The following is a 15,156-nucleotide window of genomic DNA, read 5'->3' as shown; positions in this document are numbered from 1 at the left end:
GCACCCGACTGGCTGAGGGAACAGACAGGGCCGCTCATGGCGGTGCCGCCGGGGAGGCACCGGCAGGGGCATCGGTGTCCGCGGCCCCTACGTCGATTCCCGAGTGCTGGAGCGCGCATGACCGACCTCGCCCCTGACGACGACGGGCGGGCTGCCGCCGCACCGTTCCGGCGGTGGCTGCCCGCACCGTCCGTGGCGGGATTCGTCCTGCTGCTGGCGATGCTGTTCGCGCTCTCGTACGCGGCCGGCAGCTCCGCCGGGCCGGTGGCACCCGGAATGCGGCCCGTCCACGGCGGCAGCGGCGGTTCGGAGCCGGGCGGGCACGAAGAGATGCGCGGCACGCACGGCCTGGGGCTTCCCGCCCCGCAGGGGGCAGGACGGTGACGAAGGGCAAGCCCGGCGTGGCCTCACCCCAGGAACCCGCCCGCGACAGTCCGAAGGGCACCGTCCCGGACGAATCCCCGCCCGCCGGAAGCGTGTTGCTCGTCGGCGGGATGACGTGCGCGGCGTGCGTGGGCCGCGTCGAGAAGAAGCTGAACCGGCTGGAGGGCGTCACGGCGACGGTCAACCTCGCCACCGGACGGGCCCGGATCGACCACCCCGCCGCCCTCCCCGTGGAGAAGCTGATCAGCACCGTGGAGGGGGCGGGCTTCACCGCGAGCCTTCCGGAACCCGCTCCACCGCCGGCTGCCGACAGCGCACCGCCGGCCGGCACTCCGGCCGCCGGGGCCGCTCCGGGTGAGGAGACGAAGGAGCAGGCATGGCAGCGGCTGATGGTCACGCTGGCCCTGTCCGCGCCCGTCCTGGCGCTGTCGATGGTTCCCGCCTGGCAGTTCCGCAACTGGCAGTGGCTGTGCCTGACGTTGGCGGCACCCGTCGCGACGTGGAGCGCCTGGCCCTTCCACCGCCGTGCGCTGCGCGGGCTGCGGCACGGCGAGACCACCATGGACACGCTCGTCTCCCTCGGAGTCGCCGCCTCCTTCTCCTGGTCCTGCTACGCCCTCTTCGGCGGCGGGGCGGGCGTGCCCGGGATGACGATGCCCTTCTCGCTGCTGCCGGCGCCCGGCGGCACGGCTCACATCTATCTGGAAGCGGCCGTCGCCGTCCCGCTGTTCGTGCTCACGGGCCGCACGCTGGAGGGCCGGGCCCGGCGCCGTACCGGGTCGGCACTGACCTCGCTCGCCGAACTGGCCGCCAAGGACGTCCTCGTACGAGTGGACGGCGAGGAGCGGCGCATCCCGATCGGCGAACTCCAGGTCGGCGACCGGTTCCTGGTCAGGCCGGGGGAGCGGGTGGCCACCGACGGAACGGTCGTCGAAGGGAATTCCGCCCTCGACCTGTCCCTGATCACCGGGGAGAGCCGTCCCGTCGAGGCCGGGCCGGGCACCCGCGTCGTGGGCGGTGCCCTCAACTCCGGCGGGCTGCTTCAGGTACGGGCGAGCGTCGTCGGCGCCGACACCCGACTCGCCCGCATCACACGCCTCGTGGAGGACGCCCAGACCGGCAAGACGACGGTGCAGCGCCTGGCCGACGCCATCGCGGCCGTCTTCGTTCCCGCGGTGCTGACGGTCTCCGTCACCGTTCTCGGCTTCTGGCTCGGCGCCGGCGCCGCAGCGCAGTCCGCCGTCACGGCAGCGGTCGCCGTACTCGTCGTGGCATGCCCGTGCGCCCTCGGCCTGGCCACGCCCACGGCCCTGCTGGCAGCCACCGGCCGCGGCGCAGGGCTGGGCATCCTCGTCAGCGGACCACGGGCGCTGGAGTCCCTGCGCCGCATCGACACCGTGGTGCTCGACAAAACGGGCACGCTGACCACCGGACGCATGAGCGTCCTCGGCGTCACCACCGCCGACGGCTCGGACGCCTCGGAGTCCCTGCGCCTGGCGGCCTCGGCCGAGCGAGCCTCGGCGCATCCGCTGGCCGCCGCGATCACCGCCCACGCGGCCGGTCTGGAGGATGCGCGACCACTCGCGCCTGCAACCGGCTTCACGGACGTTCCCGGCCAGGGCGTCCAGGCCGACGTCGAGGGGCACCTGGTGACGGTCGGCCGGCCCGTCGACGCGGACGACCTTCCCCGTCCGCTCCGTGACGCCGTACGGACAGCCGAAGAGGAGGGCCGTACCGCGGTGCTCGTCACCGTCGACGACGTCCCCGACAGCGTCATCCGCCTCGGGGACGCGCTGCGCAGCGACGCCTACCGCGCCGTGGACCGACTGCGCCGTCTCGGAATCGATCCGGTCCTGGCCACGGGGGACACCGAGGCCACCGCGCGTGCCGTCGCCGGGCAACTCGGCATCACGGACGTGCACTCGGCGGTCCGGCCGGAGGACAAGGCGGCGCTGGTGCGGCAGTTGAAGGAGGACGGCGGCAGGGTCGCCGTGGTCGGAGACGGAGTCAACGACGCCGCGGCCCTCGCCGAGGCGGACCTCGGCATCGCCATGAGCGGCGGCGCCGACGCGGCCATCGGCGCCGCGGACGTCACCCTGACCCGCGAGGACGTCCAATCGCTGCCCGACGCGGTGCACTTGGCGCGGCAGACCCTCGGCACCATCCGTACCAACCTGCTGTGGGCGTTCGGCTACAACCTCGTCACCGTGCCGCTGGCCGCCGTCGGGCTGCTCAATCCGATGATCGCCGCCGCCGCGATGTCCGCGAGTTCGCTGCTCGTCGTCGGCAACAGCCTGCGGCTGCGGACCTGGAGCCCCGCACCCGCGAGCCACGCTCGTACTGCGTCCAGGCTCAATTCCGGCTTCCAGGAGGCGACATGAGCGCACCTTCCGGTACCGGAGCGGCACGGGCCCTCGTGGATTCGCTGCGGTCCGCCGCCGTTCCGATCGTGACCTGTCTGGCTGCCCTGGCGGGGCTGACGGCGTGGACGACGGCGGGCCATGCAGGGCAGCCCCGCGGGCTGGAGGTCTCAACCGGCCGCATCTTCACGCCACTTCGGGAGGGCGCGACCTCCGCCTTCTTCACCGTCCGCAACACCGGCGAGGTGAGCGAACGGCTGACCGGCGTCACTGCCGCGCAGGGGAACCGCACCATGCTCAGCCGGAACGTCACCACGAGCGGGGGAGCCCGGACGATGACGATGGTGCCGTACATCTCCGTGCGCCCGCACAGCACTCTGCGGATGTCGCCGTACGCGCTGAACGTCATGGTCACGCCCGCGCCGAGGGTCACGCCGGGCGAGCGCGTCCGCTTCACGCTCCACTTCGACGACCTGCCGCCCATCAGGGTCCAGGCCGTCGCCGTCCGTCCCTCAGAGGTGAACTGACGTGAAGTGCCGTGAACTGACGTGAACTGACCGCGGGTTCGCGGCAGGAGCGGGAGGAGCAGCAGAGAGAGGAGCAGAGGCGGCGGCCCCTGAGCGCGTACGAGCGCGTTCAAGGACCGCCGCCTCCCGTCACGCCGCCGAGCCCGCCAGGGCGACCTGACGGTCACCCGGTTCCGTGTACTGTCCGGTCCCGGACGTGACGGCGCCGTCCTCGGCCGGGCGGTCCCGCTCAGCCTCCTCCAGCAACGAGATCAGGCTCTCGCGCGCCCGGGCGACCCGGGAGCGCACCGTCCCCAGCGGGCAGCCGATCACCGCCGCCGCCTGCGCGTAGGAGAGCCCGAGGAGTTGGGTGAGGACGAACGCCTCGCGCCGCCGGCCGTCGATGACGGCCAGCAGCTCGCTCAGCGCCACACCCTCCTCGAAGCCGGGCAGACCGTGCGGCTGCGCCTTCTCGACCGCCGCCTGCCAGTCGTCCGACCCCGAGAGCCGGGGACGGCACGAACTGGCCCGGATCCGGTCGGCCACGGCCCGCCTCGCGATGGTGAGCAGCCATGTACGGGCCGAGGACCTGCCCTCGAACCCCGGCAGACTCCGCAGCGCGCGCAGATAGGTCTCCTGGACCAGGTCGTCCGCCGCCTGGGCGTCGCCGCTGAGGTGCGTCACGAACCGGCGCACGTCGAGCTGCGTCGCCCGTACGAACCGGTGCGCGGCCTCTTCGTCTCCGGCGCGGGCGGCCAGCGCCCACGCCGTCGTCTCCGCGTCGTCAGCCATCGCGTTGCTCCCCTCCCCGCCGTTCACGTGGATCGGAGAGGATGGGCACATGCTCTGCTCCCGCGCCCGCACCGCGCTCTCCGCCCGGCTCGACGAGGAGGACCTGCCTCCCGGCGTCACCGAGCGACGGCTGCGGGAGCACCTCGCGGGATGCGCCGACTGCCGTGCGTGGGAGGCCAAGGCGCTCCGTCTGCACGGAGCCGTCGCCGGCGAAGTCGCGGGCGGCGCGGGGCCCGTGGAGGACGATTCGCAGGCGGGCTCCGGCGATTCCGGCCCCGCCACGGGGAGTTCGGGCCGGCGGGCCTGCTGACCGGACCGGTTTCCGGACCGGTTTCCGGATCGGTTTCTGTGTCGTGCCTGGCGGAGCGCCGGGATCTCCGGGCGCCCGCGTGCGCACAGGGGTCGTCATCTGAGGTCCTTCGCGTGATCCGGCCGCCGGTGTCCGGCCGGCCGGTGAACGGTCCCGGTACGCCGGCACCCGCGTACAGGCGGCGCCGGCTGGGGCTTACGGCCGTGCTGTCGTCAGACAGCGAGGCCGGCCGGCGGACCTCTCAGCCAGATGACGTGACTCAGGAACAGCTGCCGCGGCGCGTGCCGCTGCCCCGAACGCTCCAGCCGCAGTACGGGAATCGGGGCCGGCAGGGAGGGCTCGGGATCGAAGACGAGCGGCGCGAAGAGCCGCGCGGACGCCGCGCGCAGAAGCTGGAAGACGGCCCGCTCGCCGCCCCACATCCACCAGGCGCTGAGGAGCGCCACGAGGATGTGGGCGGCGAGCATCCCCGAGGAGTCGCTGTGCCCGCCGTGGAGGGCGAGGGGAGCGTCCGCACCCGAACCCGCGGCTCCAGCGGGCGCGTGTCCCGTCATCCCGTGATGCATCTGCGTGTGCAGGTGGTGGGCGTGGCCGGACATCGACCCGCCCATGCCGCCCATGCCGTGCGTCTCGTGCGCCCCGTGGGATGCGGCGGCGGCATGGCCCGCCGGGTGCGCGGCGCCGTGGCCATGCGCCGGTGGAGCGGCCGCCGAAGCCACGGCGGCCTGGCCCAGCGAGAACGCCGTGTGCAGGAAGATCTGTGTGAATACGGTCAGAGCGCCGACCAGCAGGGGCCCGCGCTCCGTGCCCGTCAGGAACCAGGCGACGCCTGCCGTACCGGCCCAGCCGACGGCGAGCATCCAGCCCGGCACCGTACTCCCGGACGTCATCGCATGTCCCAGTGCCGCGAGCATCACACAGACGGCCGCGAACGCTCCGGCGCGCAGCACTCTGAGGACGCTTCCCACATGCATGGTCCGCTCATCGTCGCACCTGCTCAGCGGGCCGAGAACGGGAGGCCGAAAAGCACTCACTTCCGGACAGAAACTGCGAACGCAAGGGCGTGTGCCGTCGAGGAGTTCCGTTCCGTGCGTGCCGCGTTCCGTGCATGAGGTGCCCCGCACTCACAACGCCCTTGCCATGAAGGCCGATCGCCGGGGACGGGACCGGGGGAGACCTCCCGGTCCCGTCCCCGGCAGCTCAGGTGACGAGTACGAACATGACGGCCATCACCAGCGCCATCACGCCGTGGCACAGAAGGTCGCCGGGCGCTCGTCCTTCGGCGCGGTCCGTGGCGGGACCCACCGCGACCGGCACCCGACCGCGTGCGGCATCGAACCCCCGGGCCAGCCACCACAGCGACAGCGCCAGGAAGGCGGCGCCCAGGATCCACGCGACGGTCTGCTGGGCGGTGCCGTGCAGCGACATCGTCGCCAAGTCGCCTGACGCCGCACCGTGATGGCCGCCCGCCGCGCCGTGCCCCATGGAGCCGGAAGCCTGATGGGAACCTCCCATCGACGTGTCCATCGCGTGCAGCATCCAGGCCATCCCGGCCATGACCGCGGTGTGCGGCAGGGCGGCGAGGACCCTCCGGGAACGGGACGGGCGAGTGTTCACCGACGGGCCGGTGCTTTTCGGTCCGCCCGCGGCAGCCGCCACGGGGTACCAGAGCGCGGCCGCCACGAAGAAGACCACCTGCGGAAGCGCCGCCAGATGCATGCCACGCGGCCAGCACATCACGGCCATCGCCACCGCCATGGTGGCGTGCAGCAGGTGCGAGACTCCGCTCGCCGGGCGGGAGGATCGCAGGGCCCGCCACAGGGCGTGGAGAGCGAGGGTCGCCAGTGCGGCGGTGAGTATCCAGCGAAGACCGGGCGCGGAGATCACACGCCCACCTCCTTCGGCTCCCGGCTCCGGCGCACCCGGCCCGTCAGCAGATCCACGGCCAGGAACAGCAGCAGCGGAATGCCGAACCACGGGAGCCAGTACGCCACCAGCGCGGTCGCCACGACGGCCGGAGCCAGCACCCGCCCCGGGATGCGGCGCCAGGCGCCTGGCGCCGGAGCACGCCCGGGACGTGGCAGCCGTCCAGCGGAAGCGGCACCGCGGGTGGGCCGCCGCAGCCACCACATCCGGTATCCCCAGAAGATCATTCCGATCAGCGCGAGGGCGAGAAGAGCCAGCACGATCTGGTTGACCAGGCCGAACAGCAGGCCCATGTGGGCGTCCACGCCCCAGCGGGAGAGCTTCGCCAGCAGGGGGTAGTCGTCGAAGCGAAGCGTCGCGGTGATCTTCCCGGAGTCCGGGGCCACCGCGACGGAGTCCTGCCGCTCCGGCCAGGAACGCGTGTTCTCCTTCACGACGTACGCAGTGCCGCTGCCGGCAGGGGGCGTGATCTCCAGAACGCCGCCGAGCCCCGCCTCCCGCGCCACACGGACGGCGCCGTCGAAGCCGATGTCACGGGCGCCCGGCCTTCCGGGGCCGTCGGCGTGCGGAACGGTCGCCCCGACCGCCGGCGTCGGGCTGTTCAACTGCTCCCGCAACTGCGTGATGTTGGCGCCCGCGTACGCCGACCACGTCAGCCCCGTCGCCGACAGCCCCAGCAGGCCCGCCGCCGCCCACAGACCGACCGCGCCGTGCCACGACCGCACCCGCCGCCGCCCGGCGGGCGCCGACTGCTCCGGCAGCAGAGTGCGGCGCAGCCTCCGGCGCGAGCGGCGGATCCCGGTCCACAGCACGAGCCCGCCGCCGGCCTCCACCCACAGCCAACTCGCCGCGATCTCACTGTAGTTGCGGCCGAACTCGCCCAGGTGAAGGTTGCGGTGCAGGTCGTCGAACCAGGCGCGGGCCGGAAGCCACTGCCCGAACGTCTCCAGCGTGCCGAGCACCGAGTGGCCGTAGGGATCGACGAAGGCAGTACGCGTGTACCCCTCCTCCAGCCCCGGCTCCTCGAAGACGACCCGCGTGCTGTCCCCGGCACCGGGCCCGGTCGTCACCGAGACCAGGCTGCCGTCCGGCACGGCCTTCCTCGCCGCCGCCACCTGAACCGCCAGCGAGTCCGGCTCGCCGTGCGGAGTCACCTTCAACTCGTGCTGGTACAGCGCCCTTTCCAGCTGCGGAGTCGCCGTGTAGAGAAGACCGGTCACGGCCGCGACGAGCAGGAAAAGAGCGATGAAGACACCGGCGTAGAAGTGCAGGCGCAGCAACAGCGCCCGTATCCCCGCCCTCGCGTCCGCCGCGCCGGCCGCCGGGGGGCCGGAGGGTGCCTCCTCCACCCGCGGCGAAGTGACCGTGCTGCTCATGGTGTTCCTCTCCGTACTCCCGTCGGCCCCCGATGCGTGGGGTGCCAGCAGGTAGTCGGAGAGAGGCACGGCGGAGTTCCGGGGCGTGCATGGGGAAAGTCCGGCCGGACCGGACTGTCAGCTCACCCTCGTCCCGGCGCCGGTGCGGCTCAGCGCCGTCGCGACCCGGGAGGCGTTGGGGCGCCGCAGGTGATCCGAGATCCACGAGCTCGTACGTACGAGAGACGCCAGGTCGATTCCGGTGTCGTATCCGAGCCCGTGGAGCATCCACACCAGATCCTCGGTGGCGAGGTTGCCGGTGGCCGATCCGGCGAACGGGCAGCCTCCGATGCCGCCCACCGAGCTGTCGAACTCCTCGATGCCCGCCTGGAGTGCCGCGTGCACGTTGGCGAGCGCCTGCCCGTAGGTGTCGTGGAAGTGGACGGCCAGCGACGACGGTTCCACTCCTGCCGCGCCCAGGGCGTCGACGAGCCCCCGGACGTGGCCGGGTGTGCCCGTCCCGATGGTGTCGCCGAGTGAGACCCGGCCGCAGCCGTGGTCGAGCAGCCATGCGACGGTGTCGACGACGCGGCCGAACGGGACGTGTCCCTCCCATGGGTCGCCGAAGCACATGGAGACGTAGCCACGCACGGCCATGCCGGCACGGGCCGCCTCGGCGAGAACGGGTTCGAGCAGGGCGAGCACGTCCTTCGCGCCGCGGTTCAGGTTGTTCCGGGCGAACGTCTCGGTGGCGCTGGCGAAGACGGCGATCTCCCGGGCTCCGGCGGCCACGGCCCGCTCCAGTCCGCGCTGGTTGGGCACCAGCACCGGGTACCTGATGCCGCGGGAGAGGTCGAGGCGTGCGAACACCTCGGCGGCGTCTCCCAGTTGGGGGACCCACCGCGGGGAGACGAAACTGGTGGCCTCGATCACGGTGAGTCCGGCGGCGCCCAGCCGGTGGATCAGGCGGGCCTTGGTCGCGGAGTCGAGAATCCTCTTCTCGGCCTGGAGACCGTCTCTGGGCCCGACTTCGTAGACCGTCACCGAGGCGGGCAGGCCGCTTTCGGGCACGACGGTGGGCAGGGCATCCATGTCGCTCCTCTGTCGGGGCGGGTGTCGGCGCGGCCGGAGGTCTCGGTGTGGAAGGAGAGCCGGGGCGGCGGATCTCGCGTCAGGGCGCCTTGTCGCCCTTCGCGGCGCGGCGCGAGGGGAAGTCCGGCTGACGGCGCAGCGGGAAGGCCGCCAGACCTTCGCGGGCGTCGGGCGACGCGAACGCCCGCTGCCCGTACAGGGCTTCGCTGTGGAACGCCTCCTCCGGGGGCAGGTTGCCCAGCCGCAGCACGGCCTCCTTGACGGTGGCGACGGCGGTTCCGCTCAGCCGCGAGAGGCGCTCGCCCCACTCCACCGCGGTCGGCAGTACGTCCCCCGCGGGCACCACGGCGTTCAACAGGCCGTATTCGAGGGCTTGCTGAGCGGTGACGGTCTCGGCGAGCAACATCAGCCGCATCGCCCACACGTACGGGATCTGCCGGGTCAGCCGGACGAGGGTGCCGCCGGCCGGTACGAGGCCGACGCCCGGCTCGGGGAGCTGGAACTCGGCGTGCTCGGCGGCGACCCGCAGGTCCGTGGAGAGCATGATCTCGAAACCGCCGCCGAGACACAGGCCGTTGACGGCGCTGATAACGGGCTTGAAGAGGTCGGTGTGCTTCTGGTGCGCGCCGTCCCAGCGGGAGATGTCGAACCGCCCCTCCGCCAGGGCGGGGATGGACTCGTTCAGGTCCGCTCCCACGCAGAAGGCGCGGTCGCCGCTGCCCGTCAGCACGGCGGCGGCGATCGCGTCGTCGTCGCGGACCTCGGCGAAAGCGGCCGCCAGTTCGTCGTACATGGCGAGCGTCAGGGCGTTGAGCTTGTCCGGGCGGTCGAACCGGACGACCGCGACGGGTCCTTCGCGCTCCAGGGTGATGCCCATTCACACCACTCCGGACGCGCGCAAAGCGGCGATCTCGTCCTCGGACAGGTCGGCCAGCCCGCGCAGCAGCACGTCGGTGTGCTCCCCGGCCCGGGGAGCGAGCCCGCGCGGACGGGCCGGCGTGACGTCGAGATGTATCGGCTGCCCGAACATCTCCAGCCCGCCGAAGTCCGGATACTCGACGTCGACGATCATGTCCCGCTCTCTGATATGAGGGTCGTTGACGACTTCGCCGATGTCCTTGATCGCCGTGAGAGGAATCTGTTCGCCCGCCAGCTCCTCCAGTTCGGCGCGCGTGCGTTCGGCCATCCACCGGTGCAGCAGCGGCCGGACGCGGCGCTCGTAGACCTCCGGGTCGAACCGCTTCGCCATCGTGTCGATCTCGGGGTCGCCGGCAAGGCCGGGCTCGCCGAACAGGGCACAGGTGAGCCGCCAGAACTTGTCGGTGTAGCCCCCGAAGAACACGTATCCGTCCTTGCAGGGGTAGAGCTCGTACGGCCGCACGAAGGGATGGGCGTTGCCGAGCGGCCCGGCCGTCGTCCCGTCCACGGTGTAGGAGACGACGGCGTTCTCGGTCAGGGACAGCACGGAGTCCTGCTGGGCGACGTCGACGAGCTGGCCCTCGCCGGTCCGTTCGGCGTGCCGGAGCGCGGCCAGGGTCCCGATGACGGCGTACATGGTGGCCGCCAGATCGCCGATGATCGTGCCGACCCGCGCCGGCGGCCGGTCCGGGAAGCCGTTCATCGACCACAGCCCCCCGGCGGCCTGTGCGCTGTTGTCGAACGCGGGACGCCCCCGGTACGGCCCGGTCTGCCCGAAGCCGGAGATCGCCGTGTAGACGAGCCTCGGGTTGGCCTTGCGCAGCTCCGCGTGGCCCAGGCCGAGCTTGTCCATCGTGCCGGGGCGGAAGTTCTCCACGAGCACGTCCGCGCGCGTGGCGAGTCGCTTGAGCAGTTCCTTCCCCTCGGGGGCGGCAAGGTCGAGGGTGAGCCCGAGCTTGTTGCGGTTGTACTGGGCGAAGAAGGCGCTGAACCGTTCTCCGTGGGGGGATTTCAGGAAGGGCGGGAAGTCCCGCGCGTAGTCGGGCTCGCTCGGCCTCTCGACCTTGACGACGGTCGCGCCGAGATCGGCCAGGATCATCGAGCAGAACGGGCCCGCCACCACGCGTGTGATGTCGAGGACGACCACTCCGGCAAGGGGGCCGCGCGGGGCCCCTTCCGTAGCGGCGGGCTCGTGGAGCGTGGTCATGGTGTCCCGGCCTCCGTTCCGCGGGGTGCGACCCGGACGCGGGTCTCCAGGAGCGTGCCGCACGCCGGGCTGATCAACTCCTCCAGCAGGACGGCCGGTTCGCTCTCCCGCGGCCGGACCCGGACGCCGAGGCCGGCGAGGCGCTCCGCCGCGACGCCGGTACGGGTGAGCACGTCCGTCCGCCAGTCGTCGCCGGTGCTCAGACGGGCCCCGCTCGCGGGGCAGTACCACCCGTCGGCGTCGCGGCGTGGTGCGGAGCTCTCGGGAGAGGCCTCCGCCGCCACGGGCCGTTCGGGCGGTGGCCCGCCGAGGCGTTCCGCGCGTATCTCCGCACGCCTCTGCCGTGTCGCCCCGGCGTCGGGACCTCCGTTGTCGCTGTCGCCGTCGAGCACCACTCCGTACACCTGCGAGGCGACCTCCACCGGGACGTACCCGTCGGCAACGTCCCGGGCGACCAGTTCCGGGTCGCGGAGCAGCGGGTCTCCGTAGCCGCCGCCTCCGGCGACCCACTGCATGAACACATCGTCCGAACCGATCGCCACATCCTGCTGATTGATCTCCAGCAGCTCCCGTCCGTCCGCCGTCAGCGTCGCCTCGGTCGGGACGGTCCCGTGGGAGAGCAGCTCGCCGACGTTGGTCCCGCGCCACACGGAGTGTCCGCTGCCACCGCCGGGATAACCGCCGCCGAAGCCGTCGGCGACCACCTGCGCGGTCGGAGCGAAGACGGTCTGGGTGACCTCCGGGGCGCCGTAGAGCCGCCACGCGAACTCGTGCCCCTGACCGCCGCGGTGAGCGCCGTGGCCCGCGCTGGCGGTGTTGAGCCGCTTCCACAGGTACAGCACCGGGTAGAGCATCTCGTTCATCTCGACGTCCGGCAGGGCGTTGTTGACCTGGGTCATCATGCCGCCGCAGTCGAGCCCGTCGGCGACGGGCTGCGCCCCGGTGCCCATGCCGCCGCCGTCCATGTTGAACAGCACGAAGTACTCGCCGTCGTCGCGCGTCCCCGCGGATATGCCCCCCGTCCACGAGTCGGCCCACACGCCCTGCGACCGGGCGCGGATGAGTGCGTCGTGGCTGGCCCGCGCCGCCTCGTTGAGCAGCTTGGTGACCAGCCGGCTGACCCGGGCGCCCGTGGTGAGGTGCCCGTTGCTGATGGGCGCCGGCGGTACGGGGTTGACGAGGGAGCCGCTCTCGGCCACCACCGAGCAGGCCGCCATCACGCCCTCGTTGAACGGCACGTCCCATGCCAGGATGGGCACGAGCGCGCTGGCCACGCTGCCCACGAGCGTTCCGTAGCTGAGGTTCACGAAACCGTCGGTCTGCGGACTGGACCCGGTGAAGTCCAGCGTGATCTGCTCGCCCGACTTCGTCATCGTGCAGTGCACCCGGTAGAGGTCGTTGACGTGCCCGTTGTGCTCCGTCCACTCGTCCGCCTCGTAGACGCCGTCGGCGAGGAGGGCGATCCGTTCGCGGACCACGCGTTCCGCGATCTCGAAGTTGACCCTCGTGTAGTCGCGGAAGGCGTCGAGGCCGAACTCCTCGACGGTCGCGCACAGTCGGCGGATGCCCGTGTTGTTGCTGGCCACCAGGCTGCGCACGTCGTTCCAGAACAGCGTCGGGACGCGGACGTTGTTCAGCAGGACGCGGCGCACCCACTCGACGGGCCTGCCCCGCTCGAAGACCTTCACGCCCGGAGGCAGCCGCAGCGCCTCGCTGAAGCAGTCGTAGGCGCCCGGTGCGAAGCCTCCCGGTGTCATGCCGCCGACGTCCACCAGGTGTGCCTGCGACTGGGCCCAGCCGATGAGTTCGTCCCCGTGGAAGACCGGCGAGATGACGTTGGTGTCCGGCGGGTGGGCCGAGCCGGCGGTGTGGGGATCGTTGCAGATGAACGCGTCCCCGGGGTGCAGCGGTTCGCCCTCGATCTCCGCGACGAGGTTCTGCACCGCGACGCTTCCGGAGCCGATATGGAACTGGACGAAGTCCGAATAGGAGTAGATCCTCCCCTCGGGGTCGAACAAGGCCGTGTTGAAATCGCCGGACTCGGTGATCACCGGTGACCCCGAGGACCGGATCATCGCGCTGCCCATCTCCTCGACGATCGAGTCCAGGCGCATCCGGATCACTTCGAGAGTGACCGCGTCATACCCTTCAGGTACGTATGTGTGGTTCGCAGGCATGTGTGTCTCCGCGGGGTGAACGGGCGGGCTCGGGACCTGGGGCCGCATCGGCTCACGCACCGTTCCGGCGGATCGCGAAGTGGCCTCCGTCGACCACTTCCACGACCGCTCCGTCCGGCACGTACACGGTGGTGTCGGGCTCTTCCAGCAGACAAGGGCCGTGGGCCCGGCCCAGGGCGCCGAATCCGCGGTGCACGTCGACGAGGCGGCGCCGCCCGGTGACGGGGTCGACGCACTCCCGCGTGCTGTGCGCGTACTGCTCGCCGTCGCCGGGATCGCCGGCGATCTGCTGCGCGTCGGTGCGTCCGATCGCCTTGACGCGGGAGTTGACGAGCAGGACCTCGGCCTCGGTCCAGGCCGTGCCGCTGCCGAACTCCGCCTCGTAGTCCTCGATGAACCGCTGCCGGAGGAGGTCCTTGTCCTCCTCGCCGAAGCTCTTGCCGGGCAGCCGCGTGGTGACCTCGAAGATCTGGCCCATGAACTTCATGTCCGCTTCGCGGTACAGCTCACGCCGCTCCTCCGGTATGCCCTCGGACTCGAACCACTCCTGCGCGCGGGCCTGGAGCGACGAGAACTCCTTCTCCAGGTCGGCGGCGGGCTCCCCGAACGTCCACGGCGTCGTCTGCACGGCGGAGAAGACGGAGTCGGCGTGCATGAGGCCGTAGGCGGAGAAGACCGCCGCGTTGCGCGGGACGACGACCTCGCCGACACCGATCTCCGCGGCGATGGCAGCCGCGAACAGCCCGCACGCGCCGCCGAAGCCGACGAGGGTGAACTCCCGGGGATCATGGCCCCTGTTGACGGTGATCTTCCGTACGGCGTTCGCCATCTGCGACACGGCCAGCCGGTACACGCCGTGTGCGGCGGCGTCCGCCGACAGGCCCAGCGGTTCGGCGAGATGCCGCAGCACGGCGGCCCGCGCCTCGTCCTCGTACAGGTCCACGGTGCCGCCCAGGTAGTAGCCGGGGTTGAGCAGACCCATCACCAGGGCGGCGTCGGTGACGGCGGGCCGCTCGCCGCCCTTGCCGTAGCAGGCGGGCCCCGGCACCGAACCGGCGCTGTGCGGCCCGACCCGCATCACGCCCCGGCCGTCGATCCAGGCGAGGCTTCCGCCGCCCGCTCCGATCGTCTCGATGTCCACCGCGGTGAGACTCGTCGGCAGGCCGCCGATCTCGGCCCGCGGCAGCACACGGAACTCGTCGTCGACGATCGCGGCCGCGTCCAGGCTCGTACCGCCCATGTCCGCGGTGAGCACCCGGTGCCGCCCGAGGCGCTGACCCAGCAGACGGGCGCCCGTGACGCCGCCCACGGGGCCGGAGTTGAACATGGCGATCGGTGCCTTGCCGGTCTCCTCCGCGGACAGGAAGCCGCCGTGCACCTGCATGATCTGCACACGGGTGCGCAGGCCCCGCCCGGCCAGCTCGGCGGCGAGATGCTCGAAGTGCTGCGCCACGATCGGCTTGACGGCCGCGTCCAGCGTGGTGGTCACCATCCGCTCGTACTCGCGGTAGACGGGCGTCAGCGAACTCGACAACGTGTACGGCAGGTCCGGGTGGTGCGTCTCCAGGTACTTGCCGATCTCCTGCTCGTGCTGCGGGTTGCGGAACGACCACAGCAGGCACACCGCGAGCGACTCCGCCCCCGCCGCCAGGACCTTCTCGACGGCGTCGGCCAGGGCCTGCGGGCTCAGCGGAACGAGGACGTTGCCGTGGGCGTCGATGCGTTCGGGGACCTCGACGATGCGGCTGCGGCGGACGATCTCCGGCGGCGGAGCCATCCTGTGCGGGTCCCGCTCGTCGTCACGCGCCGAGCGGGCGATGCGTAGCGTGTCCCGGAACCCCTGCGTGGTCAGCAGGCCGACGGCCGAGTACTTCTGCTCGTCGACGGCGTTGGTGACGATCGTGTTGCCCAGGACGAATCGGTCGATCTCCGGGTAGAAGCCGCCCTCGGCCGTTCCGAGCCGCTCTTCCAGAACGGCGAGGGCGTCGAGGATGCCCGTCGTGACGTCCGGGGTGGAGAAGGCCTTGCCGCGCAGAGCCCGGCCGTCGTGCACGGCGACGGCGTCGGTGAACGTGCCCCCCACGTCGATGCCCACATGCAGTGTCATTCCGCGTCTCCTTTGACGTGTG

13 protein-coding genes are annotated in these 15,156 nt (G+C 71.9%); 4 read left to right on the top strand and 9 right to left on the bottom strand.

The window, feature by feature from the left end:
* The first annotated feature begins 117 nt into the window (after positions 1-117).
* The 3 genes from QQM67_RS30025 (at position 118) to QQM67_RS30015 (ending at position 3,271) form a co-directional block, all read left to right on the top strand.
* Entirely contained in the window at positions 118-384 is a 267-nt protein-coding gene (locus tag QQM67_RS30025) for a hypothetical protein (protein WP_314178471.1), read from the top strand.
* A 110-nt stretch (positions 385-494) separates the two neighbouring features.
* Positions 495-2,765, top strand: a complete 2,271-nt coding sequence (locus QQM67_RS30020; protein WP_399067968.1) for a heavy metal translocating P-type ATPase — start codon at positions 495-497, stop codon at positions 2,763-2,765.
* The gene (locus QQM67_RS30015) at positions 2,762-3,271 is read left to right on the top strand and encodes a copper chaperone PCu(A)C (RefSeq protein WP_314178469.1); all 510 of its coding nucleotides are present in this window, start codon (positions 2,762-2,764) and stop codon (positions 3,269-3,271) included. The genes QQM67_RS30020 and QQM67_RS30015 overlap by 4 nt, the downstream gene beginning before the upstream one ends.
* A 129-nt stretch (positions 3,272-3,400) precedes the next feature.
* On the opposite strand, the gene QQM67_RS30010 is transcribed toward QQM67_RS30015, so the two are convergent.
* Positions 3,401-4,042 carry a sigma-70 family RNA polymerase sigma factor gene (locus tag QQM67_RS30010; RefSeq protein WP_314178467.1) on the bottom strand — a complete coding sequence of 214 codons (642 nt, stop codon included), beginning with the start codon at positions 4,040-4,042 and terminating at the stop codon, positions 3,401-3,403.
* 49 nt (positions 4,043-4,091) lie between these two features.
* Between QQM67_RS30010 and QQM67_RS30005 the strand changes: the two genes are divergently transcribed.
* On the top strand, positions 4,092-4,352 hold the full coding sequence (locus tag QQM67_RS30005) for a zf-HC2 domain-containing protein (protein WP_314178465.1): 261 nt from the start codon (positions 4,092-4,094) through the stop codon (positions 4,350-4,352).
* Positions 4,353-4,564: 212 nt separating this feature from the next.
* Here QQM67_RS30005 and QQM67_RS30000 read toward each other — a convergent pair whose 3' ends face one another.
* From QQM67_RS30000 to QQM67_RS29965, 8 genes are all read right to left on the bottom strand, one after another.
* Positions 4,565-5,326, bottom strand: a complete 762-nt coding sequence (locus QQM67_RS30000) for a PE-PGRS family protein (RefSeq protein WP_314178463.1) — start codon at positions 5,324-5,326, stop codon at positions 4,565-4,567.
* Between the two features lie 226 nt (positions 5,327-5,552).
* Positions 5,553-6,239, bottom strand: a complete 687-nt coding sequence (locus QQM67_RS29995; protein ID WP_314178461.1) for a DUF5134 domain-containing protein — start codon at positions 6,237-6,239, stop codon at positions 5,553-5,555.
* Positions 6,236-7,654, bottom strand: coding sequence for a PepSY-associated TM helix domain-containing protein (locus QQM67_RS29990; RefSeq protein ID WP_314178459.1), 1,419 nt, complete (start codon positions 7,652-7,654; stop codon positions 6,236-6,238). The genes QQM67_RS29995 and QQM67_RS29990 overlap by 4 nt, the downstream gene beginning before the upstream one ends.
* 117 nt (positions 7,655-7,771) lie before the next feature.
* Complete coding sequence (locus tag QQM67_RS29985; protein WP_314178458.1) at positions 7,772-8,725, bottom strand: hydroxymethylglutaryl-CoA lyase; 954 nt, start codon at positions 8,723-8,725, stop codon at positions 7,772-7,774.
* 79 nt (positions 8,726-8,804) lie between these two features.
* A complete protein-coding gene (locus QQM67_RS29980; RefSeq protein WP_314178456.1) occupies positions 8,805-9,602 on the bottom strand; it encodes an enoyl-CoA hydratase/isomerase family protein in 798 nt (265 codons plus the stop codon).
* Positions 9,603-10,850, bottom strand: coding sequence for a CaiB/BaiF CoA transferase family protein (locus QQM67_RS29975; protein ID WP_314178455.1), 1,248 nt, complete (start codon positions 10,848-10,850; stop codon positions 9,603-9,605). It lies immediately after the preceding gene.
* Positions 10,847-13,027 (bottom strand): hydantoinase B/oxoprolinase family protein, encoded by a 2,181-nt coding sequence (locus QQM67_RS29970; RefSeq protein ID WP_314178453.1) that lies wholly within the window; start codon positions 13,025-13,027, stop codon positions 10,847-10,849. Before QQM67_RS29970 ends, QQM67_RS29975 begins: the two co-directional genes overlap by 4 nt.
* Before the next feature lie 52 nt (positions 13,028-13,079).
* Complete coding sequence (locus QQM67_RS29965) at positions 13,080-15,134, bottom strand: hydantoinase/oxoprolinase family protein (RefSeq protein WP_314178451.1); 2,055 nt, start codon at positions 15,132-15,134, stop codon at positions 13,080-13,082.
* Positions 15,135-15,156: the final 22 nt, after the last annotated feature.

The organism is Streptomyces winkii (assembly GCF_032248595.1).
GTDB classification, from domain to species: domain Bacteria; phylum Actinomycetota; class Actinomycetes; order Streptomycetales; family Streptomycetaceae; genus Streptomyces; species Streptomyces winkii.
Note: the sequence above shows the minus strand (reverse complement) of the source record. Positions and strands in the feature narration are given on the sequence as shown.

Excerpts from the sequence above, each read along its gene's own strand:
- QQM67_RS30025 (WP_314178471.1), top strand. The coding sequence starts at position 118 with ATGACCGACCTCGCCCCTGACGACGACGGGCGGGCTGCCGCCGCACCG.
- QQM67_RS30020 (WP_399067968.1), top strand. The coding sequence starts at position 495 with ATGACGTGCGCGGCGTGCGTGGGCCGCGTCGAGAAGAAGCTGAACCGG.
- QQM67_RS30015 (WP_314178469.1), top strand. The coding sequence starts at position 2,762 with ATGAGCGCACCTTCCGGTACCGGAGCGGCACGGGCCCTCGTGGATTCG.
- QQM67_RS30010 (WP_314178467.1), bottom strand. The coding sequence starts at position 4,042 with ATGGCTGACGACGCGGAGACGACGGCGTGGGCGCTGGCCGCCCGCGCC.
- QQM67_RS30005 (WP_314178465.1), top strand. The coding sequence starts at position 4,092 with ATGCTCTGCTCCCGCGCCCGCACCGCGCTCTCCGCCCGGCTCGACGAG.
- QQM67_RS30000 (WP_314178463.1), bottom strand. The coding sequence starts at position 5,326 with ATGCATGTGGGAAGCGTCCTCAGAGTGCTGCGCGCCGGAGCGTTCGCG.
- QQM67_RS29990 (WP_314178459.1), bottom strand. The coding sequence starts at position 7,654 with ATGAGCAGCACGGTCACTTCGCCGCGGGTGGAGGAGGCACCCTCCGGC.
- QQM67_RS29985 (WP_314178458.1), bottom strand. The coding sequence starts at position 8,725 with ATGGATGCCCTGCCCACCGTCGTGCCCGAAAGCGGCCTGCCCGCCTCG.
- QQM67_RS29980 (WP_314178456.1), bottom strand. The coding sequence starts at position 9,602 with ATGGGCATCACCCTGGAGCGCGAAGGACCCGTCGCGGTCGTCCGGTTC.
- QQM67_RS29975 (WP_314178455.1), bottom strand. The coding sequence starts at position 10,850 with ATGACCACGCTCCACGAGCCCGCCGCTACGGAAGGGGCCCCGCGCGGC.
- QQM67_RS29970 (WP_314178453.1), bottom strand. The coding sequence starts at position 13,027 with ATGCCTGCGAACCACACATACGTACCTGAAGGGTATGACGCGGTCACT.
- QQM67_RS29965 (WP_314178451.1), bottom strand. The coding sequence starts at position 15,134 with ATGACACTGCATGTGGGCATCGACGTGGGGGGCACGTTCACCGACGCC.